We start from the raw sequence: 24,063 nt of genomic DNA, 5'->3' as shown, positions 1-24,063 counted from the left end.
ATGTCGCGCCGGTTCATCATTGCGGGTTGCGGCTACACCGGGCGCCGCCTGGCCGACAGGCTCTCGCCGCAAAACCATGTTCTTTGCCTCACCCGTTCCTCGCGACGGCGTGACCAGCTGGCTCAACACGGCCTCAACACGATAGCCACCGACCTTGGCGCGCCAGCCGACATCGACACCAGTGGTGCGGTTGTGGTTTACCTTGCACCACCACCACCCGATGGCGACAGGGATACAACGCTTGAAGGCTTCCTGCGGTCGATCGATGTCCCTGCCCGGTTTGTTTATGCCAGCACTTCCGGTGTTTACGGTGACTGTGGCGGTGCCATCGTCAATGAGTCGCAGCCGGTCGCGCCGGCAACGGCTCGTGCGGCACGCCGCGTTGCGGCGGAGCAGGCGCTGCTGGAGTGGGGCCTGCAGGCCGGTGTCGAAACCGTCGTGCTGCGGGTGGCCGGTATCTATGGTCCAGGCAGACTGCCGCTCGAGCGCATCCGGCGGCGCGACCCGGTGCTGCGGGCAGAAGATGCCGGACCGGGAAACCGGATCCATGTGAGTGACCTGGCAGCAGCCTGCGAACGTGCCGCGCTCATCGAAGCGCCACCAACGCCCGTGAATATCTGCGATGGCAATCACATGAGCAGCACCGAATTCACCAATCTTGTCGCCACGATCAGCGGTGCGCCCAAACCACCGGCAATTGACCGCGACCAGGCGCAGAAAATCTTCAGCCCGATGCGCTGGTCGTTCCTTGCTGAATCGCGCCGCCTCGACAATACCCGCATGCGCGAACATCTCGGAGTGGAGTTGCGCTACGCCGACCCGGCAGACGGCATTCGCCAGGCGCTGCAGTTCGATTACTAAGTCGTCGAACCGGCCCGGCCGGTTCCACTTCTTTTACCCTGCCTGTCCGCCACCAGCCGCGACGCAAATCAGAATATCGCCACGTCTCAAACGGTTCGCGGCTAAAGCCGCTCCTACAGAGGTTACACCCGGGTAGTCGCGGCTGGAAGCCGCTCCCACAGGTCGCAGGTGGTCGCGGCTGGTCGCTCCATCGCGTAGATAGTCAGTTCGGGTCGTCGCCGCGATACAACCACCATGGGCCCTGCTGCGCCACGAGATCGATACCGGCACCATGCTCGCCAAACAGCCGGTATCCTTCATCCTCGTCAGCCAGAAAAATAAAGTAGTCGTAGGCTGCACCGTTTATCTGCTCGAAGCTGCGCGAGTAGGGTAGTGAGACAAACCGCTCATCGACCGGTACCTGCCGACCCGGGCGATAACGCACCAGCTGCGGATAGAAGTAAGCGAAGTTGAAATCAACGATGCCGCCACGCAACGGCTGGTACCAGGTAGCATGGTGCAATAACACCGGGTACTGAAAATTTTCTACGTATCGCTTGCGCACTACAGACAGTACGCGCTTGCCTTCGGGTATTTGCTGAACGATAGCGGTGAAGTCGTGCGACTGGCTTTGCAGCCCTCTGAAGCGCCATGCATTGAAAATGCTGATCGAAACGATGACAGAAACCACTGTGATGGCTGCCAGTCTGTATGACGCGCGTGGCGTCGATTGCTCCGCTGGAGCATTCCAGGCAAGCAGCCACAATGGCAGCAGGAAAATGCTGAAGCGGTGGTAGAGAAAAGCCGTGCCGAAGGCCAGGGCCGGAAACCTGAAATAGATTATCGCGGCACAGGCAAACGGCAAATAGCGGGAGTAGTCTGTCGTCAGGCGGCAGCCCAGCAAGGCTGGCGCAACAAACATCAGAAAGCCAATGAGGTTGACCGGCCAGGACTGGAACAAGTCGATGCCGGTCGCGTGTCCGAATAACAGCTGTAATTGCTCACCGGTGCCCGAATACCTGACTGCGGTGTCGCGCACAACATGCTCGCCGCCATAGGTGACAAAGCCCCACACCAGGATCAGCGGAGCAGCAGCTGCCAGTGGCGCCAGTTGCCGCCACCAGGTGCGTGGCTGATCGAACCGTGCCGCTATGACGTAGGCAGCGCTCGCCAGCGTCATGATTCCAAGCACCAGCAGATGGGAAAAAAACAGCGCTACCGACACCGCCGCAAGCGAGAGGCCACGCCCGAATGTGGGGCTGCGCTCGTAGCGAATTGTCAGCAACAACAGGAACAGACCCAGCGGCACGGCACAAAGAAAGGACAGCAAGCCGAAGTAGAAGGCAAAACCCAGCGCCCCGGGTATGGCTAACCAGCGCAGACGCCGTTCACCGCCGGTTTCTGCCAACAAGGCGTCGGTCAGCACCGGCACGGCTGCAACAGAGATCGTGACCACCAGCTTTGCCGCCATGGTGTAGGACAGCACGCTGCTGAAGGCGAAATACAGCACATAGCCAAGGAGGTACGGGGTAAACCAGTTCGTTTCGAACTCACGCCGGTACAGGTCGTTACCGGCCAGCAACTCCCGCCAGGCCGCTACCTGGGCGGCATGTTGCGGCAGATCCACCATTGGCAGGTAAGTAACCAGCCAAAGCGGCAAAATGCTGAGCACCACTGCAGCATAGAAAAGTCGTGTGTCTGCCAGCACCTTCACCGGCCGGACAATTCCTCGGCGCCGGAAGCCGGATTGAACAAGTCCATTATCAGTTTCCGTATGGTTCTGTCTCGCGTTCGCATTACACACCGAATGTTCCAGGAAAACCAACCGGGTATCTTCCTGTCACGGATTTAAGCTGCTACATTGTCGCTCGGCGGAATACGGCACACGGTATTGGCATAAAAGAACCGGCGCGATGACGAACTACGACAAGCAGTTCTTCGACTACGTCAATTCCGGTGCAATCTCTTCAGCGCGCGTGCTACTGCCAAAATTGCAGCATGAACTGGGCATTCACAGCGTACTCGACGTCGGCTGCGGCCTGGGCGCCTGGTTGTCAATCTGGCGCGAGCTTGGCGTGCAGGATATCGCTGGTCTCGATGGTGAGTATGTCGATCGGGCACAGCTGTTAATTGAAGCATCGCGATTTCAGCCGCACGATCTCAGCAAAGCCTTCGACCTCAGTCGGCGTTTTGATCTCGTTCAATCGCTGGAGGTCGCCGAACATCTGCCGGCCGCCAATGCCGCCGACTTTGTTGCCTCACTGGTGCGCCATGGTTCACTTGTGCTGTTCTCAGCCGCGCCACCCGGCCAGGGAGGCGATCAGCACATCAACGAGCAGCCCTACGATTACTGGAAAGCGCTGTTCGAGGTGCATGGTTTCCGGGCGCTTGACTGCGTGCGCCCGCTTGTTGCAGACAACACCGCTGTAGAGCCCTGGTATCGTTACAACACCGTTTTGTATGCTGCCGGGGACCAGCTGGATAGTCTGCCAACGCATTGGCGCGACTGTCTGCTTGGCAACGATGAAAGTCTCGACGATATCTCGCCGCTCGGTTACCGCATTCGTAAACAACTTGTCCGGATCCTGCCGGTACCGGTGGCAACGGGTGTTGCCAGGCTCAAGGAGCGCGCCGTAGTCCGGGCACGACGCCGGGGTACTGAATCGTGAGTAAAGCCACTGTCATGCTCTTGCTGCTTGCCTCGCTGTCAGCGGCGGCCGGCCAGGTGTTGTTCAAGCTCGGCGCACATGAACAAGAGCGGCTTGCAGACTTCCTGAACTTCCCCATAGCGTTTGGCCTGGTTCTTTATGCCGTCGGCGCAGTACTGTGGATCTTCGTGCTTTCGAGCGAACGTCTTACCGACGTTTACGCCTTCACGGCGCTGACCTTCGTATTTGTTTATGCTGCCGGCATGCTGTTGCTTGGTGAAACACTGGCCTGGTCGACGGTGCTTGGCGTGTTCCTTGTACTCGCTGGCTTGTATCTTGTTGTTACCCGACCGGGGGCTGCCTGATGCTGTCGCTGGCAATTGTCGTGCCGTGCTTCAATGAGGAGGCAGTCCTGCCATCGACCATGGAGCAGCTGCTGGCAGTACTGGAACAGATTCAAAGCGACGACAACGAGATTTCAGGCAAGCTTTACTTCGTCGATGATGGCAGTCGTGACCGCACCTGGGAGCTTGTCAGCACTGCCGCAGCACGCGACAAGCGTATCTGCGGTGTGCGTCTTTCGCGCAATCATGGACATCAGCGGGCACTGCTTGCCGGTTTGCTGAGCGTTGATGCCGATATCGTGATCAGTATCGATGCCGACCTGCAGGACGACCTTGATGTGATTGGTCGCATGGTCGCTGCATACCGTGAGGGAAATGACGTCGTCTATGGCGTGCGCTCCGAACGCGATTCCGACTCCTTTGCCAAGCGTGTCAGTGCGGTGGCGTACTATCGTTTGCTGAAACTAATGGGAATCGAGGTCGTTCATAACCATGCCGATTTCCGCCTGCTGAGTCGCCGTGCGCTCAATACATTGCGTGAGTATCGCGAGGTCAACCTGTTTCTGCGCGGCGTAATACCGACAATTGGTTTTCCGTCAACGCAAATTCAATACCGGCGTAAAACCCGCGATGCCGGCAGGTCCAAATATACGATGCGGCGGATGTTGTCGTTGGCGGTACACGGCGTAACCTCTTTCTCGGCTTTACCGTTGCGCATGATTGCGTTGCTCGGCATCGTTGTGAGTTTCGGCACCCTGTTGCTTTCGGGCTGGGTGTTATGGACCCGGCTGACCAACGATGCTGCCGTGCCGGGCTGGGCTTCATCGGTGTTGCCAATTTATCTGCTTGGCGGCATCCAGCTGCTCGGGATCGGGGTCGTGGGTGAGTATGTCGGCAAGATTTATCTTGAAACGAAGCGTCGCCCCCGGTTCATTATCCAGGCCACCGTTGGCGAGGGTATCCGCTACGACCGGCGTCACGCCGACCGGTATAGCCACTCCTGAGAATCGGCTTTAAAGCGAAGCGGCAGCAACGCAAGAAAAGCCCGGCAGCAAACGGTTCCGGTCCGCCTGCATACTCCGGCTAGTAGTAGCTGGTATTCCGGGGCCGGCTGCGGCGACTTTCCAGCCACTCGATCAGCGGCTCCCAGGTTTCGACGTCAGGCCAGGCAAGATATTCCGGCAACTCGAAGATACCCAACCCGCGGGTGTAGGCACGAATGTAGTTCTGTGCCTCGCGTAACACCGCGACATAGGGAACACGCTGGCTCTCGAGAAACTCGTCGAGCTCCTCGAAGATCATGGTGTTTTCCTTTACCCGGTTAGCAACGAGGGCAATCCTGACCTGGTGTCGCTCTACCTTGCCGACCTGCTTTATTTCGTCGACAAAGCGCGACACTGCATGCATGTCGATAGGCGAGGGCATAACCGGTATCACGATCGTGCCGGCATGCCGCACCAGGTTTGTCAGTTCCGGGCCATGCGAGCGGGCAGGTGCGTCCATGACCACGATATCGGCGTTACGCGGAACGCGCCGTAAACCATCCCGGTAACCATCGAGACCGGCGATGTGGGGGCGGTCTTCCGGCCGCAGCTCAAGCCAGTCAAGACTGCTGCCCTGAGGGTCGTAATCGGCAAGCGCGACTTTCTTGCCGCCATCGGCGAAATACGCCGCGATATTCGTTGCGATCGTGCTCTTGCCGCACCCCCCTTTGGGGTTCATTACCATGATGTGGCGCATGCGCTACCCCTTTCTTCTTTGCCACCGCCGCCGGTTACCGGAAAGATTATCTACATCAGGTCTGCTTGCTGTCTTGCTGCGGCGCAACAAGCACTCAGTCAAGACCGAGCTGGTCCCACAGGGTGTCGATGCGTGTTTTGACTTCATTGCTCATGACAATCGGACGACCCCACTCGCGCGCGGTCTCGCCCGGCCACTTATTTGTAGCGTCAAAGCCGATTTTCGAACCCAGGCCAGGGCGCGGCGATGCGAAATCGAGATAATCTATCGGCGTGTTGTCGATGATGACGGCGTCACGACGGGGGTCAACACGGGTGGTAAGTGCCCAGACAACATCGTGCCAGTTGCGCACATCGACGTCGTCATCGGTGACGATGACAAACTTTGTATACATGAACTGGCGCAGAAAAGACCACACACCCATCATGACGCGCGCGGCATGGCCGGCATATTCCTTGCGGATGCTGACCACGGCCAGACGATAAGAGCAGCCCTCCGGTGGCAGGTAAAAATCAACTATTTCCGGATACTGCTTGCGCAGCAGGGGCACAAACACCTCGTTGAGTGCGGCACCGAGTACCGCGGGCTCGTCGGGCGGCCGGCCGGTATAGGTGCTGTGATAGATCGGCTTTTTACGTGAAGTAATGCGCTCTACGGTAAACACCGGAAACGATTCGGTCTCATTGTAATAGCCGGTGTGATCGCCGAACGGGCCTTCCTCGGCCATTTCATCGGGATAAATGAAACCCTCGAGCACGATTTCGGCGCTGGCCGGTACGGGCAGCTCGTTGCCAATCGAATTGACCACTTCGGTGCGCGCACCTCGCAGCAGGCCGGCGAAGGCATATTCAGACAAGCGGTCCGGCACTGGCGTGACCGCGGCCAGGATTGTCGCCGGGTCGGCGCCAAGCGCCACGGACACCGGGAACGGTTCGCCGGGCCGGGCCTGTTGGAAGTCGCGAAAATCCAGCGCCCCGCCACGGTGTGACAGCCAGCGCATGATCACCTTGTTACGGCCGATTACCTGCTGCCGGTAAATACCCAGGTTGAGCCGCTTGCGGCGCGGCCCACGGGTGACGGTCAGTCCCCAGGTAATCAGCGGGGCTGCATCGCCAGGCCAGCAGGTCTGCACCGGCAGCATCGCAAGGTCAACATCACCGCCCTCGATGACCTGCTGCTGACAGGCGGCGTCGCGTCGCGTACGCGGCGCCATATCCAGCACCTTGCGATAGATCGGCAGCTGCTTCCACGCATCTTTTACGCCACCGGGCGGGTCGGGCTCTTTTAAAAAGGCCAGCAATTCGCCGACTTCGCGTAACTCGGCTACCGTCTCGCGCCCCATGCCCAGCGCGACCCGCTCCGGCGTGCCAAACAGGTTGGCCAGCACCGGTATCTGCGTACCACGCGGGTTTTCGAACAGCAGGGCCGGGCCACCGCGACGCAGCACCCGGTCGCTGATTTCGGTCATCTCCAGGTACGGGTCGATTTCGGTACCGATGCGGCGCAGCTGCCCGCGCGCCTCCAGCTGGTCAATGAAGTCTCTGAGGTCGCGGTATTTCATGGTTGCTGCAGCCTGCCCGGGGCGATTCACCATACGATTCAGTTATCCTAAGTGCAATGATTCTCCGGTTCACCAAGATGCACGGCGCGGGCAACGATTTCATTGTGATCGATGCCGGCGAACAGGACGATACTTTTGATATCGATAGCCTCGGCGCTGACGGTCGCAGCCGGCTGGCAGACCGCTATACCGGTATCGGTTGCGACCAGCTGCTGGTACTCAGTGCGCCGCGTGATGAATCTGCCGATGCCTTGCTGCGAATTTTTAACGCCGACGGCAGGGAAGCCGTCCAGTGCGGCAACGGGCTGCGCTGCGTGGCGCTGTTCCTGTCGCAAAAGCACCCGGGCAAGTCGCGCTGGCGGCTGGACGGCGCCGCCGGAATAGTCGGCGCGATCGTGGAATCCGACGGCAGCGTTACCGTCGACATGGGCCGACCCGTTCACGGCAGCGACCCGGTTGCTTGCACTGAGCCCCTGCCGCTCACAGTGGGCGGCCAGACGCTTGAACCGAGTCTGATATCCATGGGCAACCCGCACGCCGTAATTTTTGTCGACGCCGTCGCCGATGCCCCGGTGGCAACGCTCGGACCGGCATTGCAGGCGTTTTTTACCGACGGCGTAAATGTGGAGTTCGCGCAGGTGACGGGTAACAACCAGCTCCGATTGCGTGTCTGGGAGCGTGGCGTCGGTGAAACACAGGCCTGTGGTACCGGTGCCTGCGCTGCAGCGGTGGCCGGTATGCAGCACGGCCTGCAGCCCGGCTGGGTGAGCATTGACCTGCCAGGGGGTCAACTAATGGTAAAGTGTGCGGGGCCGGGGGAATCAGTCTGGTTGCGCGGTCCGGCACAGCGGGTTTTTGAAGGGCAGATCGAGCTATGAGTACCGAGCGAAAACGCAAGACCGATGTCCAGTTCCAGCAGGCAGACGAAGACCAGGTCGGCCGCTTCCTGCGATCGCACCCTGACTTTTTCGAGCGCCACCCCGGTTTGCTCGCGCACCTGCGGCTGCCGCACGAGCCGGGCGACAATACCGTCTCGCTGATCGAGCGCCAGGTTGCCATCCTGCGTGAACGTAATCGCAAGCTGGACCAGAAGCTGCGCGAGCTGGTCGGGCTGGCACGCGCGAACGATGTTCTGGCTAAAAAAATTCACCAGCTGGCGTTGCGCATGATCGGCACGGGAAACCGGGTCGAAATGCTGGAGATGATCCGCTCGGTGCTGCACTCCGAACTGGGCTGCGATCGCTCGGTGCTGGTCTTGTTTGCCGACGAACCTGCCGACGATCTGTTTGACGCTGAGTTTGTGCGCCGGCTCACCCGCAAGGAATCGGGCCTCGAACTGTTCCAGACATTTCTCAATGCGGGCCGGCCGCGATGCGGCCAGGTTGCCGGCGTAAAGCGCGACTTCCTGTTTGGCAAGGAAGGTAACGACATCGAATCGGCTGCGCTGATACCGCTGGGCAAGGAAGCAGCAACAGGCTTTCTGGCCATTGGCAGCCGTGAAGCTTCGCGCTTCCACCCGGGCATGAGTACCGACTTCCTGTCGCGTCTCGGCGAACTGGTCGAACAGGGGCTCACCAGCGTCGACTGATGGACGCCGCACAGGACCGCTGGCTCGAGCAGTTCACCGGTCACCTCACAAACGAACGCAGGCTGTCGGCTCACACTGTCAGCAACTACCGGCGCGATATCCTGGCGCTGGCGCGTTATTGCGAACGCGAGGGAGTCAGCGCATGGGCCGATGTCGACGCCCTGCACGTGCGTCGCTTTGCAGCCGCCGAGCACCGCAACGGGTTGTCACCGCGCAGTATCCAGCGGCGCCTTTCGGCAATCCGCACCTTTTACGACTATCTGCTGCGTGAAGGCGAGATTCGCAACAACCCGGCCACCGATGTCTCGGCGCCGCAGGCAAAAAAACGGCTGCCAAAAACGATGGACGCCGACAGCATGGCCGCGCTGCTCGATTTTGGTGGCGACGAGCCTCTGGCGGTGCGCGACCGCGCCATCATGGAAATGCTGTACTCCTGTGGATTGCGGCTGGCCGAGCTGATTGGTCTCGATCTGGCCGCTGTTGACCTGGACGATCGCACCGTGCGGGTCACCGGCAAGGGCGACAAGACCCGGGTGTTGCCGGTTGGCCGTACCGCGCTCGAGGCGCTACGTGCCTGGCTGCTGTTGCGTGTGCAGCTTGCCAGGGACGAGGAGACGGCCGTTTTTGTCAGTAAACGGGGCACGCGCATGAGCCCGCGCTCGGTGCAAAGCCGCGTGGCCTACTGGGCGAAACGCCAGGGCGTCGACGTCAATGTCTACCCACACCTGTTCCGGCATTCATTCGCAACGCACGTGCTCGAATCCAGCGGTGACCTGCGCGGGGTACAGGAACTGCTGGGTCACGCCAATATCAGCACCACCCAGGTTTACACCCATCTAGACTTCCAGCACCTGGCCAACACCTACGACAAGGCCCATCCCCGGGCGCGTCGCAAGAAGAGATCACGCTGACAAAAAGCGGCCGTGGCAAAGTTGCCACGGCCAGCATCGCATCCCTGCGTACGGTATGTCAGCAGCCACGCACCGGGAATCCATATCCCTGGTACAGCCCGGTCCATCCGCGGACGGACTGGATCACTTTGATCTCCAGTTGCCCGGGACCGGATAAACGGCCACCAAGCGCCATTCCGTGGCGCGATCCGCTGCGGCCAACAGCCTGGAAGGCGGTGGGATCGGTGGCGATTGTTGTGCCCGCAGCTATGCTCTCGTTGGCCCACACGAACGCGAGGCCGGAGGAGCTTGTGAGGGTGTTGTCTTCATTGAATTGCCAGCAGTCTTCCAGCATATCCGTGCCGACTTGTTCAGACTGCAGGATCACCCGATACGCCTGACCGGCGATCCGTGGCCGGTCGCCCTTACGCGGCTCAGGGAGCACGCCGCACGGGTTATAGTCACAAAACGAGGGGATCATTGTCAGGTCTGATATCTGACTGACCTGGTACCAGTCGGCGATGCGCGGCTGCGGTGGCAGCCCACAGTCAAAACCAAAACAGTCGCCCGGCAGATAGACTTCGGCACCGCTGTCGCCTGTTACCGTATTGCCTGCCGCAATTTTTGGTTGCGGCGGCGGGCCACAATCAAATCCAAAGCAGTCGCCCGGCAGATAGACTTCCGCACCGCTGTCGCCTGTTACCGTATTGCCTGCCGCAATTTTTGGTTGCGGCGGCGGGCCACAATCAAATCCAAAGCAGTCGCCTGGCAGGAATACGTTGATTCCGGCTGCGCCAGGCTTCGCGGTGTCCAGTCTTACAGCGGCCCGGACCGGTCGCGATCCATACGCGCTGCCACCAGCTACCTCAGCTGCATCGTCGACACTGCATTTATCGCTGGCGGTGCCGCTGAAATAGAAACGCAGACCGTAACCGTTGACTGCGTTGCCGGATATTACGCCGTCATCCTGCAACGCCAGGTGAAGCGCAAGCCGAACTGTCGTATCGGTACGATCACTGCCCACCGTGGTTGCCATGAGTTCTTCAGATCCGCTCATCCATGACAGCTCCACAGGATCACGCTCCAGATAAAGACGCCCGCCTTTGGCCAGGGTAATGCAGTCATCGAACGCGGGGATCCCGTCCGAGCTGACTACAACATGGTATGTCCCGGCATCCGCTACTGGCAGGCAGATGAGCATTCCGATCAGTGCTGGTGTGCTGAAGCTGTATTTCGTATTCATTCTGACTTCTCCCTGGCTGTTGCTGGACTAACCTCATGACAGGGGCATCAGCTGCTGCGGAGTCACAATGGCCGGCGCGCTGAATTGCCACTGCATCAGCAGCAGGAAACCGGTAACGAATGCCAGTGTCACAATGACCGCGATATCGAGCCGGGCACGTCGCGTACGCACCCTATGCGGGGCGCCGCTCACGGCAGACCCGCTGACCGTCAGGTCGTAAACCCACGCCAGCATGAGATAGGTGGGGAATCCCAGGATTGCGACAACAAGGAATGACTGCAGGAGCCATTCGGGCGCACCAAAGCCATCACTCAGCAGGTCGATCACCTGGGCGCTCAGCCAGGCTGCAACCACGTACGAGCCTGCCGCGCGAAATACCCGTCGCCGCTTGAGTTCTGCGAGGAGAACCTGAACTGTCGCTGTCAGGCCACCTTTCCCGCCGTTCTCATCATTAACAGCGCAATTCGCGCTTTTGCTGCCGGCAATAACCGCATCAAGCTTGACAACGTTTGATCGTCGGCCGGTGCTTCTGGTTGGTGCCGTGAAAGTCTTCCCGTTCATGGTCAGAGGATGGTTCACGGCCACGCCGCCAGCCATTAGTCAGGCGGCCAGATAAAAGCCTAGGCCGAAGGTTTAGCTGGTTGCGACGTCTTGCCGGCTGGCCGGAAAAATGTTGACTGGATTCAACGCGAAAGCAGCGTCACAAAAAGATTAGCCCGTAACTTAAGCCGACAGCCTGCGTGCCGGAATGCCCAGCGTGGCTGCCCGGTAGACCGCCTCGGTTATTGGCTGTCCATGCTGGCGTACTCGCCTACCGGTAATCCCTGGTTCGAGTGGATGCCGGGGCAGGAGAATGGCGGTGGAAATTCATCGTTGACCCAAAACCTTGGCACGGGACAGATCAGCGTCATCCAGGACAACCGCGCCTTCGTGCTCAGCGGCACCGTAATCCCGCTCCCCGCAACAGTCTGGTTGCTGACGTCAGCGCTTGCCAGTATCGGTCTGCTTCGGCGCAGCGAAAAAGGGCGGGGCAGCCCCGCCCTGGGCAGACCAATCAACAACTAAGACTGGCGTTCGATGCCAGAGATACCCAACTTGCAGCCGGCCTGATCGGCCCCCCTTCGCCGAAATGGCCGGTAGTCCCGGCCGGATAGCGGCGAAATCCACGGGGTTGCCGGCCAAACACGGCGTGACAGCATGCCGCTGTGGCGTAGAATGGTCGGCCCGGTTTACACAGGGTTTGGGCCCGATGAAGCAGTTCGAAGGTACAACAATAATTTCGGTGCGCCGCGATGGCGTGGTCGCGGTGGGTGGCGATGGCCAGGTCACGATGGGCGAGACCGTAGTGAAGGGCAACGCGCGCAAGGTGCGCCGGCTGTATAACGACAAGGTACTGGCTGGTTTTGCCGGTGGTACGGCCGATGCATTCACGCTGTTTGAGCGCTTTGAGGGAAAGCTGGAGCAGTACGGTAACCTGACCCGGGCGGCGATCGAGCTGGCCAAGGACTGGCGTACCGACCGCATGCTGCGGCGGCTCGAGGCTTTATTGTGTGTGGCCGATACCGAGCACTCCTTTATTATTTCTGGCAACGGCGATGTCATCGAGCCGGAAGACGACCTGATGGCGGTGGGCTCCGGCGGCGCCTACGCCCGCGCGGCAGCCCGCGCCCTGCTTGAAAACACCGAACTTGATGCCAGATCCATAGTGGAACGGGCGCTGGGTATCGCGGCAGATATCTGTGTCTATACCAACCATAGCCTCGTAATCGAAACGCTGAGCAAGAATTAAGCAATGACCGAAATGACACCCAGGGAAATTGTCCAGGAGCTGGACAAGCACATCATCGGCCAGGATGACGCCAAGCGTGCGGTTGCCATCGCGCTGCGCAATCGCTGGCGCCGCGTGCAGATCAGCGAACCGCTGCGCAGCGAGATCACGCCAAAAAACATACTGATGATTGGCCCGACCGGCGTTGGTAAAACGGAAATTTCGCGCCGCCTGGCGCGGCTCGCGAAAGCACCGTTCATCAAGGTGGAGGCAACCAAGTTTACCGAAGTGGGCTACGTCGGACGTGAGGTGGACTCGATCGTTCGCGACCTGGCTGACATCTCGGTGAAAATGTCACGCGAGCTCGAAATGGACAAGGTGCGCCATCGCGCCGAAGACTCGGCCGAGGATCGCGTGCTCGACGCACTGTTGCCGCAGCCCAAAGCCGCGGGTCTTACCAATGATGCGCCGGCCGACAGCGGCGAGACTCGCCAGAAGTTTCGCAAGATGCTGCGCGAGGGCAAGCTCGATGACCGCGAAATCGAGATCCAGGTTCAGGCTGTTCCGGTCGGCGTGGAGATCATGGCGCCGCCTGGCATGGAAGAAATGACCAGCCAGCTGCAGAACATGTTCCAGAATATCGGTGGCGGGCGCAGTCATTCGCGCAAGCTGCGTGTCAGGGACGCGCTCAAACTGCTGGTCGATGAAGAAGCCGGCAAGATGGTCAATGACGAAGACATCAAGTTGCGCGCAATCGAAGCGGTAGAACAGCACGGCATTGTATTTCTGGACGAACTCGACAAGGTCACCCGGCGTGGCGATGCCGGCGGTAGCGCAGACGTATCGCGCGAGGGCGTGCAGCGTGACCTGCTGCCGCTGGTCGAAGGCTGCGCCGTGCAAACCAAGTACGGCATGGTGCACACGGATCACATTTTGTTTATCGCTTCCGGTGCTTTTCACCTGACCAAGCCCTCGGACCTGATACCGGAGCTGCAGGGTCGTTTTCCCATCCGTGTCGAACTTGATGCGCTGACCACTGAAGATTTCGTGCGCATCCTGACCGAACCGGACGCCTCGCTTACCGAGCAATACACCTCGCTGCTGCAAACCGAGGGTTTCACGCTCGAGTTTGCCGACAGTGGTGTGCGCCGTATTGCCGAGGTCGCGTTTCATGTTAATGAACGTACCGAAAACATCGGCGCCCGGCGCCTGCACACCGTGCTGGAGCGACTGCTGGAGAGCATCTCGTTCGAAGCTGCCGATCGCGATGGCCACCAGGTCACAATTGACAGTGACTATGTGAATGAGCACCTGGGCCAGCTGGTGCAAAACGAAGACCTGACCCGCTACATACTGTAATGCGCCACCGACCAAGTGAAATCAGGCTGCGCCGCAAGGCACGAATACTGGAAGTTTCCTTCGTCAATGGCGAGCGTTACCAGCTGCCCTTCGAATACCTGCGGGTATATTCGCCCTCGGCTGAAGTAAAAGGGCACGGACCGGGACAGGAAGTGCTGCAGGTTGGCAAGGAAGATGTACAAATCGACGAGGTCGAGCCGGTTGGTAATTACGCGGTGCGCCTGGTGTTCGACGATGGCCACAACACCGGGTTGTACTCGTGGGATGTGCTGTACGACCTTGGTGCAAAGCAGAATCACAAGTGGCAGGACTACCTGGACCGGCTGCAGCAGGCTGGCGTACAGCGGGCCAACAAAACCGAATGAACGATAAAGTCGATTTCGGTTTCGAGAAAGTCAATCCGGATGAGAAGACCCGGCGGGTCGGCGGCGTGTTCGATTCGGTCGCCAGCCGCTATGACGTGATGAACGACGTGATGTCCTTGGGTATCCACCGGCTTTGGAAACGCTTCTTTGTGGAGCAGTCGGGCGTGCGCGCCGGGCAGTCCGTGCTCGACCTGGCCGGCGGTACTGGCGACATCGCGCGGCTGATGATGCCGCGTGTCGGTGACAGCGGTCGTGTGGTTATCGCCGATATCAACAACTCGATGCTCATCGAAGGGCGCAAGCGCCTGCTTGACAGCGGCGTAGCGGGAAACGTCAGCTACCTGCAGGTCAATGCCGAGCACCTGCCGTTTCGCGACGGTGAGTTTCACTGCATCACCATTGCGTTCGGGCTGCGCAATGTCACCGACAAGCAACGCGCGCTGGAAGAAATGTACCGCGTCCTGGGTATCGGCGGCCGCGTGATGATCCTCGAGTTTTCACATCCTGCGGTTCCGGTTTTGAAATCAGTCTATGATGCTTATTCATTCCGTGTGCTGCCGGCCATGGGCCGGTTGGTTGCCGGGGACGCCGAAAGCTACCGGTACCTCGCCGAATCGATACGTATGCACCCTGACCAGGAGTCTTTGCTGGCCATGCTGGAACAAGCCGGCTTCGAGCGCTGCAGCTATCACAATCTCACCGGCGGTATCGTCGCCGTGCACAGCGGTTATCGCCTGTGAGCGGTAACGACCCGCTGCTCGAGCCGCTGCGTGTACTGCTAAACCGGCAGCTGCATCGCTCGACACCGGCGCGTGAAGCAGCGCGATCGCTTGAGGGACGCACGCTGGCGTTGAGTCTGCGCAACACCGCACTGACCCTGTTCCTGACTATCCGTGAAGGCGAGTTCGAATTGCATCGCAATTACGCTGCCGATCCCGACGTATTTCTGGAGACCACGCCGCTCGGGCTGGTTGAAATGACGCGCGGCGGTGCCGGCAGCGGTCGCATGGCAATGACCGGCGACCCGGTGATCGCGCAACATTTCCAGCAGCTGCTGCAACACGCACGACCTGACTGGGAAGAAGAACTGTCGACAATCATTGGCGACGTCGCAGCGCACCAGGTTGGCAGCTTCGTGCGTAACATCATGGCATTTGGCGAGCGGGCGACCGATTCAATGGGCCGCAACACGGCGGAGTTTATCCAGGAGGAGCGTCGGGAAGTGCCGGCGCCGGGCGAGCTCGATGACTTCAGCCAGCAGGTCGCGGCGGTAGCCGAGAAAGTCGACAAACTGGCAAGGCGGATTGACGAGCTGACCAGGCGCACGCCGTGATCGTACGGCCACGACACCTGCTGCGGCTTCTCGGCATCTACCGCGTGCTGGTCAAGCACGATCTCGAGGAAATTGCGCTGGCCACCCACATGCTCGGCCCGTTGCGTTACCTCGGTTACCTGTCACCCAGCACATGGAGCTGGGCAAAGAGAACTTCGCGACCGCTCGGTGAGCGCATCCGGATGGCGCTGGAAGACCTGGGTCCCATCTTCGTCAAATTTGGCCAGGCTTTGTCAACGCGGCCGGACATTCTGCCGTCCGATATCGCACATGAACTGGCCCGGCTGCAGGACCGGGTGCCGCCCTTTGACGGCAGCGAAGCACGCCGCATCGTCGAAGCCGCCTATGGCGACTCCACCAGCAAGGTGTTTTCTCATTTCGACGAGCAACCGCTGGCGTCGGCGTCGATAGCGCAGGTGCACTCGGCAACCTTGCACGACGGTCGCGATGTCGTAGTGAAGGTGCTGCGGCCGCAGGTGCACAAGACCATCGAGCGGGACCTGGAAGTACTGCATGTCATTGCTCGCCTGGCGGAGAAATACTGGAGCGCCAGCCGCCGTTTACGCCCGGCCGAGGTTGTCGATGAGTACGACAAGACAATAAACGACGAGCTGGACCTGCTGCGTGAAGCTGCAAATGCGGCGCAGCTAAGACGCAACTTTCCGGATGGCAAGGTGCTGTACGTACCGGAGGTCCACTGGGACTATTGCCGCAAAGATGTAATGGTGATGGAGCGGATCAGCGGTGTTCCGGTCAGTGATATCGAGCAGCTGCGTGCCAACAACGTCGACTTTTCACTGCTGGCAGAACGTGGCGTCGAGATTTTTTTCACCCAGGTGTTCGTACATAACTTTTTCCATGCCGATATGCACCCCGGCAATATTTTTGTCGACGTTTCCAATCCCGCCGATCCACGCTACATCTCTGTTGATTTCGGAATTGTCGGAACGCTGACGCCGCGCGACCAGCACTACCTTGCCGGCAACCTGCTGGCGTTTTTCAAGCGTGACTACCACCGTGTCGCCGCCCTGCACATCGAGTCGGGCTGGGTGCCGGAAACGACACGCGTTGACGAGTTTGAAGCGGCCATTCGCACCGTCAGCGAACCTATATTCAACAAGCCGCTGGCGGAGATTTCTTTCGGTCACTTCCTGGTGCGGCTGTTCCAGGTAGCACGACGCTTCGACATGCCGGTGCAGCCACAGCTGGTGCTGCTGCAAAAGACGCTGCTGAATATCGAAGGCCTCGGCCGCCAGCTGTATCCCGAACTCGATCTGTGGGAGACCGCGAAGCCGTTCCTGGAAAACTGGATGGCCGGCCAGGCCAGTGGCCGGGAAGTTTTCAACCGGCTGCGGGAACACTGGCCGGAACTCGGCGAATCGCTGCAGCAGGTACCGGTATGGGCGGTAAATACCCTGCAACAGGCAGCGGAAGGACGGCTGAAGGTGCAGGTGGAGACACCAGGACTGGATGACATCCGCCGTGAAATCGGTGAAGCAGGCCGGCAACGCAATCTGCATATCGCCGGCGGTTCTTTGGTCGGCGGCGGCGCGCTGCTGCTTGGACTGGCCGTCGGTCCGGCCTGGTTCGGCTGGCTGACGCTGCTGACCGGCCCGGCACTGTGGCTCTATGCTTTTATGACCCGACCCTGACCGGAAATCATCCTGCACCAGCTTGCAAAGATCGGTACCCGGGTGCTCACAATTATTTGTTGATCCCACGGCTGGCGCCGAAAGCGGCAGGTGGTCAGATCGTGATCATCTTCGGTGCGATGTAGACGCACCTGACGGACGGCGAAGGTATCTGGTGGAACGTTGCTGGTCTTGTCAGCCTCGGCCTGTCGGCTGGTATGACCGGACACGCCGTGCGGCTGACTGAGGCGCCGGTCAGGCCCTTTTTACAGCACAATTAAAACAGCCCGGACCGGCATTGTGGACATGCAGGTAGTCGACGGCCGAATCTGCGAACATCTCCTGTATCGCTGAGCGTAATTCTGAGCCGTGGGTTACCGTTGCGGCAATCATCATTGCATTCGCGTCGTAGCCGCGTAGCGAAAGCTGCCGGTGTTCCAGCATCCGCGGTATTTCGTTTTTGTCGGTTACACGTGTCAACGCTTGCTCGCGTACAAAGATCGGTCCGGTTGCACGGTAAGGTGAATCGACATCATGGTGCAGGTAGCTCAGCGCCAGCACCCGTTCACCCACCCGGGCGTCCTGTAGCGACACGCGACAGGGATAACCGGGATCGGCATCAACGTCAAGCCAGGTAGCGGCGGCGCTGGCAAATTCTGCTTCAAACAGTTCGCGTGGCAACGCAAGGATCTGAAAATCTGTCATCGGTAATCTCCTCGTGCTTGCACGATAGTAGCCGGCACCATGTCGGTCCACCCGGATTTGATCATGACGACGCCATTTTGCGACTCGCACACTGGCATCAGCGGCGCTGACGGCGTATAGCTGTGATGGTGATTTTCCGCCTGACATTGCTGCTTCTTGCGCTGGCGCTCACGGCGAGTGCCGCGGCGCAATCGGTGTATCGATACCGCGGCGATGACGGTCGCTGGCATTACAGTGACAAACCGCCGCCAGACGGCCGCCAGGCACAGGTGAGCGTCATAGAGCGCATCAATCTCGACCCGCAGGTCGTAATAAGCCGCGAAACGAACAAACGTGGCGCAACAATATTCGCCGAGAACGAGTTTCACGGCCCGGTGGAATTTGAGATCAAGCTGATCGATACACGCAATGTCGGCGGCGGCCTCAGCGGCGTCCCGCAACGAGTGGTGTTGCCGCCGGCACAAAAGACGCCTGTGCTGGATGTGGTCGCTGCGCGACTCGGCGACCCGCTGGCTTTCCGCTACGAGTACAAGTACATGCTTGGCGAGCCCGACGTCAAACACAAGTCCGGGTATCTTTATGGCGTGCCGTACGCCGTGGGGCAGCGCTTCCTGGTCAGCCAGGCCTACCCCACCGCAATTACCCATACCGAACCGTACAGCCGCTACGCGATAGACTTTGCCATGCCGGAGGGCACCGCGGTGCATGCGGCACGCGCGGGTACGGTTGTTGCTATCGCTTTTCGTTCTTTCAGCGGCGGCGCTGAAGCTGCAAACGCGCCGAAGGCAAACATGGTTCGCATTGTGCACGACGACGGAACCATGGCTACTTATGCGCACCTGGCGCTGGACTCGGTACGGGTGCGTCCCGGTGACCAGGTCGAGCGTGGCGAGTTTATTGCCAGTTCCGGCAACACGGGCTTCAGCACCGGCCCACACCTGCACTTTGCGGTCGACCGCAATGTCGGCTTCAGTCTTGAATCGATCCCGGTGATTTTCCGTGGCGCCCGTGGCACGCCGGTGCGTGCCGAATCCGGAACCTGGCTGCAGTCATACTGAGCAGGCCGGCAGACCCGACCCTTCTGTCAGCCATACTGCATAAAGACCGGCATATTGCTGTGAAACAGCATGTGTTCGGTCATGCCGCCGAATACAACTTCGCGCAGCCGGTTGCGTGAATAGGCGCCCATGACAACAAGATCCGAGCCGCTCTCCTTGTAGGTCTCCCGTAGCTCATCTTTAACATCATGACCGCGGGTCGACACGCGCCTGGATTTTACGCCCCACATTTTCAGGTAGTTGACCAGCGCGGACGACTTTGGCCCGACGCTGTTCTCCGGGCCACAGCTGCAGATGGTTACTGACTCGGCCCTGACCAGCAGCGGCAGCGCTGCAGTGACAGCCCGTGCTGCTTCTATGCTCTGGTTCCAGGCAATCAGCACGTTGCTGCCAACGCTCCTGACCCCTTTTTGCGGCAGGATCATAACCGGCTTGCCGGAATGCAGAACCGCCGACAATACAAATTCAACCGCCTGCCCCGATGACTTGCGTTTTGGTCTGGACAGAATCGAGAAATCTGTCACCGGCCCGGCGATCCGAAACAAACGGTCGAGCGAACCGACCATTTCATACCACATGGCACAACGTGACTTGCCCAGTACCGGGCGTTCGACCAGCTGGAAGTCACGGGATTTCGCGATACCGGTGAACAGGCGGCGTGCCGCTGTCGAACGCAGGTCAACCTGTTTGCCCGACAGCTTCTTGCTCTCGCCGTTGTCGCGGCCGAACTGCAGCAGAAAGTGCCGTTCCCTGCTCCTGCGCGATTCTTCCCGCTGCGGCCGCAGGTGACAGCCGGTCACGCTAGCCGACAATTCGTCAGCAATCTTGAAGGCCTGCTTCAGCGCCGCCTGGCATTCCGGCCGGTCGGCCACTGGTACAAGTATCGATCGCATTGCGCATTCTCCTTGTCGCGGTACATGCCGCGCAGCGGCAGGTTCGATTATAAGTCAGCGGCGTCGGCCAGGCTCGAAGCGGCTGCGCAGACCGGACCATGCATCTGCATAGTCGCGCTGCAACTGCCGCGAACCGAGTGCCGCACGACTCGGCCTTATCAGGTAACGTGACTCGAACATGAAGGCCATGGTGTTGTCCAGATGCTGTGGCTTCAGTTTCAAATCACTGGCGCTTGCAAATGCATCAGCATCGGGGCCATGCGGCACCATGCAGTTGTGCAGACTACAGCCGCCGGGCACAAAACCGCCTCCCGTCTTGGCGTCGTATTCGCCGGTAATAAGCCCCATGAATTCAGACATGATATTTCGGTGATACCACGGCGGCCGGAAAGTGTCTGTCATCACCAGCCAGCGCGGTGCGAAAGCGACGAAATCAATATTGGCCGTGCCCGGTGTGTCGGACTGCGACGTGAGTACAGTAAAAATTGACGGGTCGGGATGGTCGTAAGAAATCGAGCCGATCACGTTGAAGCGCCTGAGGTCATAACGGTACGGCGCCAGGTTGCCGTGCCAGCCCACCACATCCAGCGGCGAAGCATCCAGCGTGCTGCTGTACAGGGCGCCATTCAGCTTGCAGACGAGTTCACAACTGCCGGCGCTGTCCTCGTAGGCCGCAACCGGGTATTCAAAATCGCGTGCATTGGCCAGGCCATCGGAGCCGATCGGGCCGCGCTCCGGCAGCTCGAGCAGGGCGCCATAGTTCTCACAAACATAACCGCGCGCCTCCGGCCCGGTGAGCTCGACGCGAAATTTCACGCCGCGCGGTACGACCACGATAGATTCCGGGCCAACTTCCAGCACGCCAAACTCTGTATGCAGAAGCAGGCCACCGAGCTGCGGCACGATCAGCAGCTCGCCATCACAGCTGTAGAAATAGCGCTGCCGCATCGACGCATTGGCGCAATAAATGTGAATGCCCGCGCCCTGCTGCGCCAGCGCGTCGCCGAAAGCGGCCATGGTCACCAGGCCGTCGATGAAATCGGTCTTGCCGTCCGGCACGGGCAGCGGTTCCCAGCGCAGCGGATCGGGCGGTGTCGGCAGCGTGTCCAGCGGTGCTGTCTGCAACAACTCATGCTGCAACGGCTTGAAGCCCTGGTGCACTACAGAAGGGCGAATGCGATAAAGCCAGGCGCGCGCGTTAGCAGCCTTTGGCGCAGTGAAAGCGGTAGCGCTGAACTTTTCAGCGTACAGCCCCAGTGGCGCGCGCTGTGGCGAGTTGCGGCCCTGCGGCAGCGCGCCGGACTCTGCTTCAGTCGCATGATGGTTGCCGAAACCGGTCAGATAATCGTGTGTCATCGCTGCATGTCCCGCGCTGGTCTGTAACCCTCGCGCATGATTATCACCCAAAACAAGACCGAGCAGGGTGTTACAGCCCGACCTCCTCGGCTGCAATGGTTTCGGTCTCGGCCGCGGCCATGTCGGCCCATTCCTGCATCAGCGGGTCAGCGGCCACGGTCGCAACATAGGTGCTGGCAAAACCGACCAGCCCTATGGCGTAAGTAATAAAACGCGATGCAACGGGGATGTAGAAGCAATCGGCAATCGTGAGCTCGCCAAAGAGCCAGGGCCCGCGCCGGGCCTGTGGACCGGCTGCGTCGCGACACTGCTCCCAGAGGTCGCTGATGCGCTGGATGTCGGCCACCACAGACTCGTCCAGTTCGACGTGACGGCCGCGCGCGCGCACGTTCATCGGTAAAGTCTGGCGCAGCCATGCAAAACCGGAGTGCATCTCGGCGCAGGCCGAGCGCGCCAGGGTGCGCAGCCGCTGCGCCTCCGGCCAGAGCCGGGCATGCGGATAACGCTCGGCCAGATATTCGCAGATGGCCAGGGTGTCCCATACCACCAGCCCTTCGTGCCGCAGCACCGGTACCTGCCGGGTCGGTGACAACTCGCCGATTTTTTCTGCGAACTCAGGTGTATCCAGCGGCAGGCGTATCAGCTCCGGTTGCAGGCCGGCAGCACGGCAGGCCAGCCAGGCGCGTAGCGACCAGGAAGAATAATTGGCATTGCCGATGACCAGTGTTGCGTCAGTCATGTTGTTTGCCGCCCAGCGACTGTAAGAATGCCCGCGCGTCGCCGCCTTGTTCCAGCACTTCTACCAGGGCTGAGCCGACGATGACGCCTTCCGCATGCAGACCGATCTGCTCAACCTGCGAGGCCTCGCGGATGCCGAAACCGGCGCAAACCGGAATAGGCGACACGCTGCGCACGCGATCGAGATAGTCGAGTATGGCTGACTCATTCACCGGCTTGTTGCCACCGGTAACACCGGTCACGGTAACCGCATAGACAAACCCGGCGCTGGCTTCACACAGCATTTTCATCCGGTCCGCTGTTGTCACTGGTGACACCAGCTGTACCAGCGCCAGCCCGCGCGGCTCCAGTGCCGCACGCAACGGCGCGCTTTCTTCCCACGGCAGGTCGGGCACGATAAAACCCGCCACGCCTGCAGCAATGCATCTTTCAGCCAGCTGTTCGTAGCCCATTGCCAGCAACGGGTTTAAATAACTCATCAATATCACCGGCGCCGCGCGGTCTGCTGCGCTTTGCTGCAGCGTAGTGAGTATCCAGTCCAGGCTGACGCCGGCTTTCAGCGCGGCCTCCGAGGATCGCTGGATGGTGACGCCATCGGCCAGCGGGTCAGTAAACGGCACGCCTACTTCAACTACATCACCGCATCCGGAAAGCACCTGCAGGTGCTGCGCAAACTCCTGCCGGTCCGGGTAGCCGGCAGTGATGAACGGTACCAGCGCGGGGCGACCGTCAGCGTTCGCCGCCTCGATCGCCGCAGTAATCGCCGCGGCGCCGGTCAAACCGAGTGCTCCAGCAGCGTACCCAGGTCCTTGTCGCCGCGACCCGAGACACCAACCAGGATCTTTGCGCCGGGATTGGCGCGGGCAAATTCGCGCGCGCCGGCAAACGCATGAGCGGTTTCCAGCGCCACCAGGATGCCTTCCAGCGCACAGACTTCGTTGAGTGCATCGAGCGCGGTCGCGTCATCTGCCACGGTGTAGCTAGCCCGGCCGGTTGCGGCGAGCAGCGCATGCTCCGGCCCGACACCAGGATAGTCGAGCCCGGCTGAAATCGAGTGTGTTTCCTGTATCTGGCCATCGGCATCGTGCAACAGCAGCGAGTAAGTGCCGTGCAATACACCGGGGCTGCCGTGTACCACGGTGGCGGAATGCTCGCCGAGGCCGCTACCGTGACCGCCCGCTTCGACTCCCAGCAGCTGCACCGACGCAGCATCGACAAACGGATGAAACAAACCGATAGCATTGGAACCGCCACCGACACAGGCAACCGCCACGTCGGGCAGGGTGCCTGCCTGGTCGATCATCTGCTGGCGTGCTTCGCGGCCGATCACCGACTGCAGTTCACGTACCAGGTAGGGATAGGGGTGGCCGCCGACGGCTGACCCGAGCAGATAATAGGTGTCTGACGGTGACGAGACCCACTCACGCATCGACTCATCGATGGCCGCACGCAAAGTGCGATCGCCACTGGTCACGGCAACGACGCGTGCGCCCAGCCGCTTCATGCGATCGACATTGGGCGCCTGCCGCGCCATGTCGATTTCCCCCATGTAAACCTCACACGGCAGGCCGACACGCGCGCATGCCGCGGCGGATGCCACGCCGTGCTGGCCGGCGCCGGTTTCGGCCACGATGCGTTTGACGCCGAGACGTCGCGCCAGCAGTGCCTGGCCAATGGCGTTATTGATCTTGTGGGCGCCGGTATGCGCCAGGTCCTCACGCTTCAGCCACACTTCGGCGCCCCATTCGCGACTCAGTCGCGGCGCATGCGACAAGGGCGTGGGCCGACCCACCCAGTGCCGCAGTTCCATTTGCAGCTCGGCGCGAAACTCTGCGTCATGCAGCCAGCGATTGACGCCGTCTTCCAGCCGGGAAAACGCATCGACAAGCGTCTCCGGCACATAGCGGCCGCCAAACGGGCCATAGCGGCCGTTACGGTCCGGCAACTCCCCCGCAACCAGCGCGGCGAGCAGTTGTTCCGCATTATCTATCGTTGCATTCACT

The 24,063-nt window shown here is 60.4% G+C and carries 26 protein-coding genes; 15 read left to right on the top strand and 11 right to left on the bottom strand.

The window, feature by feature from the left end:
- Nucleotides 1–861: an NAD-dependent epimerase/dehydratase family protein gene (locus HKN06_02575; GenBank protein ID NNF60197.1), complete on the top strand. Its 861-nt coding sequence runs from the start codon at nucleotides 1–3 to the stop codon at nucleotides 859–861.
- Nucleotides 862–1,063: 202 nt separating this feature from the next.
- Here HKN06_02575 and HKN06_02570 read toward each other — a convergent pair whose 3' ends face one another.
- Nucleotides 1,064–2,554 carry a hypothetical protein gene (locus tag HKN06_02570; protein NNF60196.1) on the bottom strand — a complete coding sequence of 497 codons (1,491 nt, stop codon included), beginning with the start codon at nucleotides 2,552–2,554 and terminating at the stop codon, nucleotides 1,064–1,066.
- Nucleotides 2,555–2,753: 199 nt separating this feature from the next.
- Between HKN06_02570 and HKN06_02565 the strand changes: the two genes are divergently transcribed.
- Genes HKN06_02565 through HKN06_02555 form a run of 3 tightly spaced genes read left to right on the top strand, consistent with a single transcriptional unit; the run spans nucleotide 2,754 to nucleotide 4,836 of the window.
- Complete coding sequence (locus tag HKN06_02565; GenBank protein NNF60195.1) at nucleotides 2,754–3,509, top strand: methyltransferase domain-containing protein; 756 nt, start codon at nucleotides 2,754–2,756, stop codon at nucleotides 3,507–3,509.
- A complete protein-coding gene (locus HKN06_02560) occupies nucleotides 3,506–3,853 on the top strand; it encodes an EamA family transporter (GenBank protein ID NNF60194.1) in 348 nt (115 codons plus the stop codon). The genes HKN06_02565 and HKN06_02560 overlap by 4 nt, the downstream gene beginning before the upstream one ends.
- Nucleotides 3,853–4,836 carry a glycosyltransferase family 2 protein gene (locus HKN06_02555; protein NNF60193.1) on the top strand — a complete coding sequence of 328 codons (984 nt, stop codon included), beginning with the start codon at nucleotides 3,853–3,855 and terminating at the stop codon, nucleotides 4,834–4,836. Before HKN06_02560 ends, HKN06_02555 begins: the two co-directional genes overlap by 1 nt.
- Before the next feature lie 79 nt (nucleotides 4,837–4,915).
- Here HKN06_02555 and HKN06_02550 read toward each other — a convergent pair whose 3' ends face one another.
- The gene (locus HKN06_02550; protein NNF60192.1) at nucleotides 4,916–5,572 is read right to left on the bottom strand and encodes a ParA family protein; all 657 of its coding nucleotides are present in this window, start codon (nucleotides 5,570–5,572) and stop codon (nucleotides 4,916–4,918) included.
- A gap of 94 nt (nucleotides 5,573–5,666) precedes the next feature.
- Nucleotides 5,667–7,133 (bottom strand): 4-hydroxy-3-polyprenylbenzoate decarboxylase, encoded by a 1,467-nt coding sequence (gene ubiD / locus HKN06_02545; protein NNF60191.1) that lies wholly within the window; start codon nucleotides 7,131–7,133, stop codon nucleotides 5,667–5,669.
- Nucleotides 7,134–7,189: 56 nt separating this feature from the next.
- Here ubiD and dapF point away from each other — a divergent pair, with 56 nt between their 5' ends.
- The 3 genes from dapF to xerC are packed head-to-tail and all read left to right on the top strand — an operon-like array spanning nucleotide 7,190 to nucleotide 9,632.
- Nucleotides 7,190–8,011, top strand: coding sequence for a diaminopimelate epimerase (dapF, locus tag HKN06_02540; GenBank protein NNF60190.1), 822 nt, complete (start codon nucleotides 7,190–7,192; stop codon nucleotides 8,009–8,011).
- A complete protein-coding gene (locus HKN06_02535; GenBank protein ID NNF60189.1) occupies nucleotides 8,008–8,721 on the top strand; it encodes a DUF484 family protein in 714 nt (237 codons plus the stop codon). Before dapF ends, HKN06_02535 begins: the two co-directional genes overlap by 4 nt.
- Nucleotides 8,721–9,632, top strand: a complete 912-nt coding sequence (gene xerC, locus HKN06_02530; GenBank protein ID NNF60188.1) for a tyrosine recombinase XerC — start codon at nucleotides 8,721–8,723, stop codon at nucleotides 9,630–9,632. Before HKN06_02535 ends, xerC begins: the two co-directional genes overlap by 1 nt.
- 58 nt (nucleotides 9,633–9,690) lie before the next feature.
- Here the strand turns inward: xerC and HKN06_02525 are convergent, their stop codons facing one another.
- Complete coding sequence (locus HKN06_02525; protein ID NNF60187.1) at nucleotides 9,691–10,854, bottom strand: hypothetical protein; 1,164 nt, start codon at nucleotides 10,852–10,854, stop codon at nucleotides 9,691–9,693.
- Between the two features lie 33 nt (nucleotides 10,855–10,887).
- Nucleotides 10,888–11,433, bottom strand: coding sequence for a hypothetical protein (locus HKN06_02520; GenBank protein NNF60186.1), 546 nt, complete (start codon nucleotides 11,431–11,433; stop codon nucleotides 10,888–10,890).
- A 216-nt stretch (nucleotides 11,434–11,649) separates the two neighbouring features.
- Here HKN06_02520 and HKN06_02515 point away from each other — a divergent pair, with 216 nt between their 5' ends.
- The 7 genes from HKN06_02515 (at nucleotide 11,650) to ubiB (ending at nucleotide 17,331) form a co-directional block, all read left to right on the top strand.
- On the top strand, nucleotides 11,650–11,919 hold the full coding sequence (locus HKN06_02515) for a hypothetical protein (GenBank protein NNF60185.1): 270 nt from the start codon (nucleotides 11,650–11,652) through the stop codon (nucleotides 11,917–11,919).
- Between the two features lie 184 nt (nucleotides 11,920–12,103).
- Nucleotides 12,104–12,643 carry an ATP-dependent protease subunit HslV gene (hslV, locus tag HKN06_02510; protein ID NNF60184.1) on the top strand — a complete coding sequence of 180 codons (540 nt, stop codon included), beginning with the start codon at nucleotides 12,104–12,106 and terminating at the stop codon, nucleotides 12,641–12,643.
- A 3-nt stretch (nucleotides 12,644–12,646) separates the two neighbouring features.
- Complete coding sequence (hslU, locus tag HKN06_02505) at nucleotides 12,647–13,981, top strand: ATP-dependent protease ATPase subunit HslU (protein ID NNF60183.1); 1,335 nt, start codon at nucleotides 12,647–12,649, stop codon at nucleotides 13,979–13,981.
- Nucleotides 13,981–14,346: a DUF971 domain-containing protein gene (locus tag HKN06_02500; GenBank protein ID NNF60182.1), complete on the top strand. Its 366-nt coding sequence runs from the start codon at nucleotides 13,981–13,983 to the stop codon at nucleotides 14,344–14,346. The genes hslU and HKN06_02500 overlap by 1 nt, the downstream gene beginning before the upstream one ends.
- On the top strand, nucleotides 14,343–15,086 hold the full coding sequence (ubiE, locus tag HKN06_02495; GenBank protein ID NNF60181.1) for a bifunctional demethylmenaquinone methyltransferase/2-methoxy-6-polyprenyl-1,4-benzoquinol methylase UbiE: 744 nt from the start codon (nucleotides 14,343–14,345) through the stop codon (nucleotides 15,084–15,086). Before HKN06_02500 ends, ubiE begins: the two co-directional genes overlap by 4 nt.
- Complete coding sequence (locus HKN06_02490) at nucleotides 15,083–15,679, top strand: hypothetical protein (GenBank protein NNF60180.1); 597 nt, start codon at nucleotides 15,083–15,085, stop codon at nucleotides 15,677–15,679. Before ubiE ends, HKN06_02490 begins: the two co-directional genes overlap by 4 nt.
- Nucleotides 15,679–17,331 (top strand): ubiquinone biosynthesis regulatory protein kinase UbiB, encoded by a 1,653-nt coding sequence (ubiB, locus tag HKN06_02485; protein NNF60179.1) that lies wholly within the window; start codon nucleotides 15,679–15,681, stop codon nucleotides 17,329–17,331. The genes HKN06_02490 and ubiB overlap by 1 nt, the downstream gene beginning before the upstream one ends.
- 234 nt (nucleotides 17,332–17,565) lie before the next feature.
- Here ubiB and HKN06_02480 read toward each other — a convergent pair whose 3' ends face one another.
- On the bottom strand, nucleotides 17,566–18,015 hold the full coding sequence (locus HKN06_02480) for a DUF1203 domain-containing protein (GenBank protein NNF60178.1): 450 nt from the start codon (nucleotides 18,013–18,015) through the stop codon (nucleotides 17,566–17,568).
- 122 nt (nucleotides 18,016–18,137) lie between these two features.
- Here HKN06_02480 and HKN06_02475 point away from each other — a divergent pair, with 122 nt between their 5' ends.
- Nucleotides 18,138–19,073: a M23 family metallopeptidase gene (locus HKN06_02475; GenBank protein ID NNF60177.1), complete on the top strand. Its 936-nt coding sequence runs from the start codon at nucleotides 18,138–18,140 to the stop codon at nucleotides 19,071–19,073.
- Between the two features lie 26 nt (nucleotides 19,074–19,099).
- Here HKN06_02475 and HKN06_02470 read toward each other — a convergent pair whose 3' ends face one another.
- From HKN06_02470 to trpB, 5 genes are all read right to left on the bottom strand, one after another.
- Complete coding sequence (locus tag HKN06_02470; GenBank protein ID NNF60176.1) at nucleotides 19,100–19,966, bottom strand: universal stress protein; 867 nt, start codon at nucleotides 19,964–19,966, stop codon at nucleotides 19,100–19,102.
- A gap of 54 nt (nucleotides 19,967–20,020) precedes the next feature.
- Nucleotides 20,021–21,322: a homogentisate 1,2-dioxygenase gene (locus HKN06_02465; protein NNF60175.1), complete on the bottom strand. Its 1,302-nt coding sequence runs from the start codon at nucleotides 21,320–21,322 to the stop codon at nucleotides 20,021–20,023.
- A gap of 70 nt (nucleotides 21,323–21,392) precedes the next feature.
- A complete protein-coding gene (locus HKN06_02460) occupies nucleotides 21,393–22,061 on the bottom strand; it encodes a glutathione S-transferase family protein (GenBank protein ID NNF60174.1) in 669 nt (222 codons plus the stop codon).
- Nucleotides 22,054–22,839, bottom strand: a complete 786-nt coding sequence (locus HKN06_02455; protein NNF60173.1) for a tryptophan synthase subunit alpha — start codon at nucleotides 22,837–22,839, stop codon at nucleotides 22,054–22,056. Before HKN06_02455 ends, HKN06_02460 begins: the two co-directional genes overlap by 8 nt.
- Nucleotides 22,836–24,062 (bottom strand): tryptophan synthase subunit beta, encoded by a 1,227-nt coding sequence (trpB, locus tag HKN06_02450; protein NNF60172.1) that lies wholly within the window; start codon nucleotides 24,060–24,062, stop codon nucleotides 22,836–22,838. The genes HKN06_02455 and trpB overlap by 4 nt, the downstream gene beginning before the upstream one ends.
- Nucleotide 24,063: the final 1 nt, after the last annotated feature.

This window comes from Gammaproteobacteria bacterium, from assembly GCA_013003425.1.
GTDB lineage: Bacteria > Pseudomonadota > Gammaproteobacteria > Steroidobacterales > JABDKV01 > JABDJB01.
This window is presented reverse-complemented; position numbering and strand designations above follow the sequence as displayed.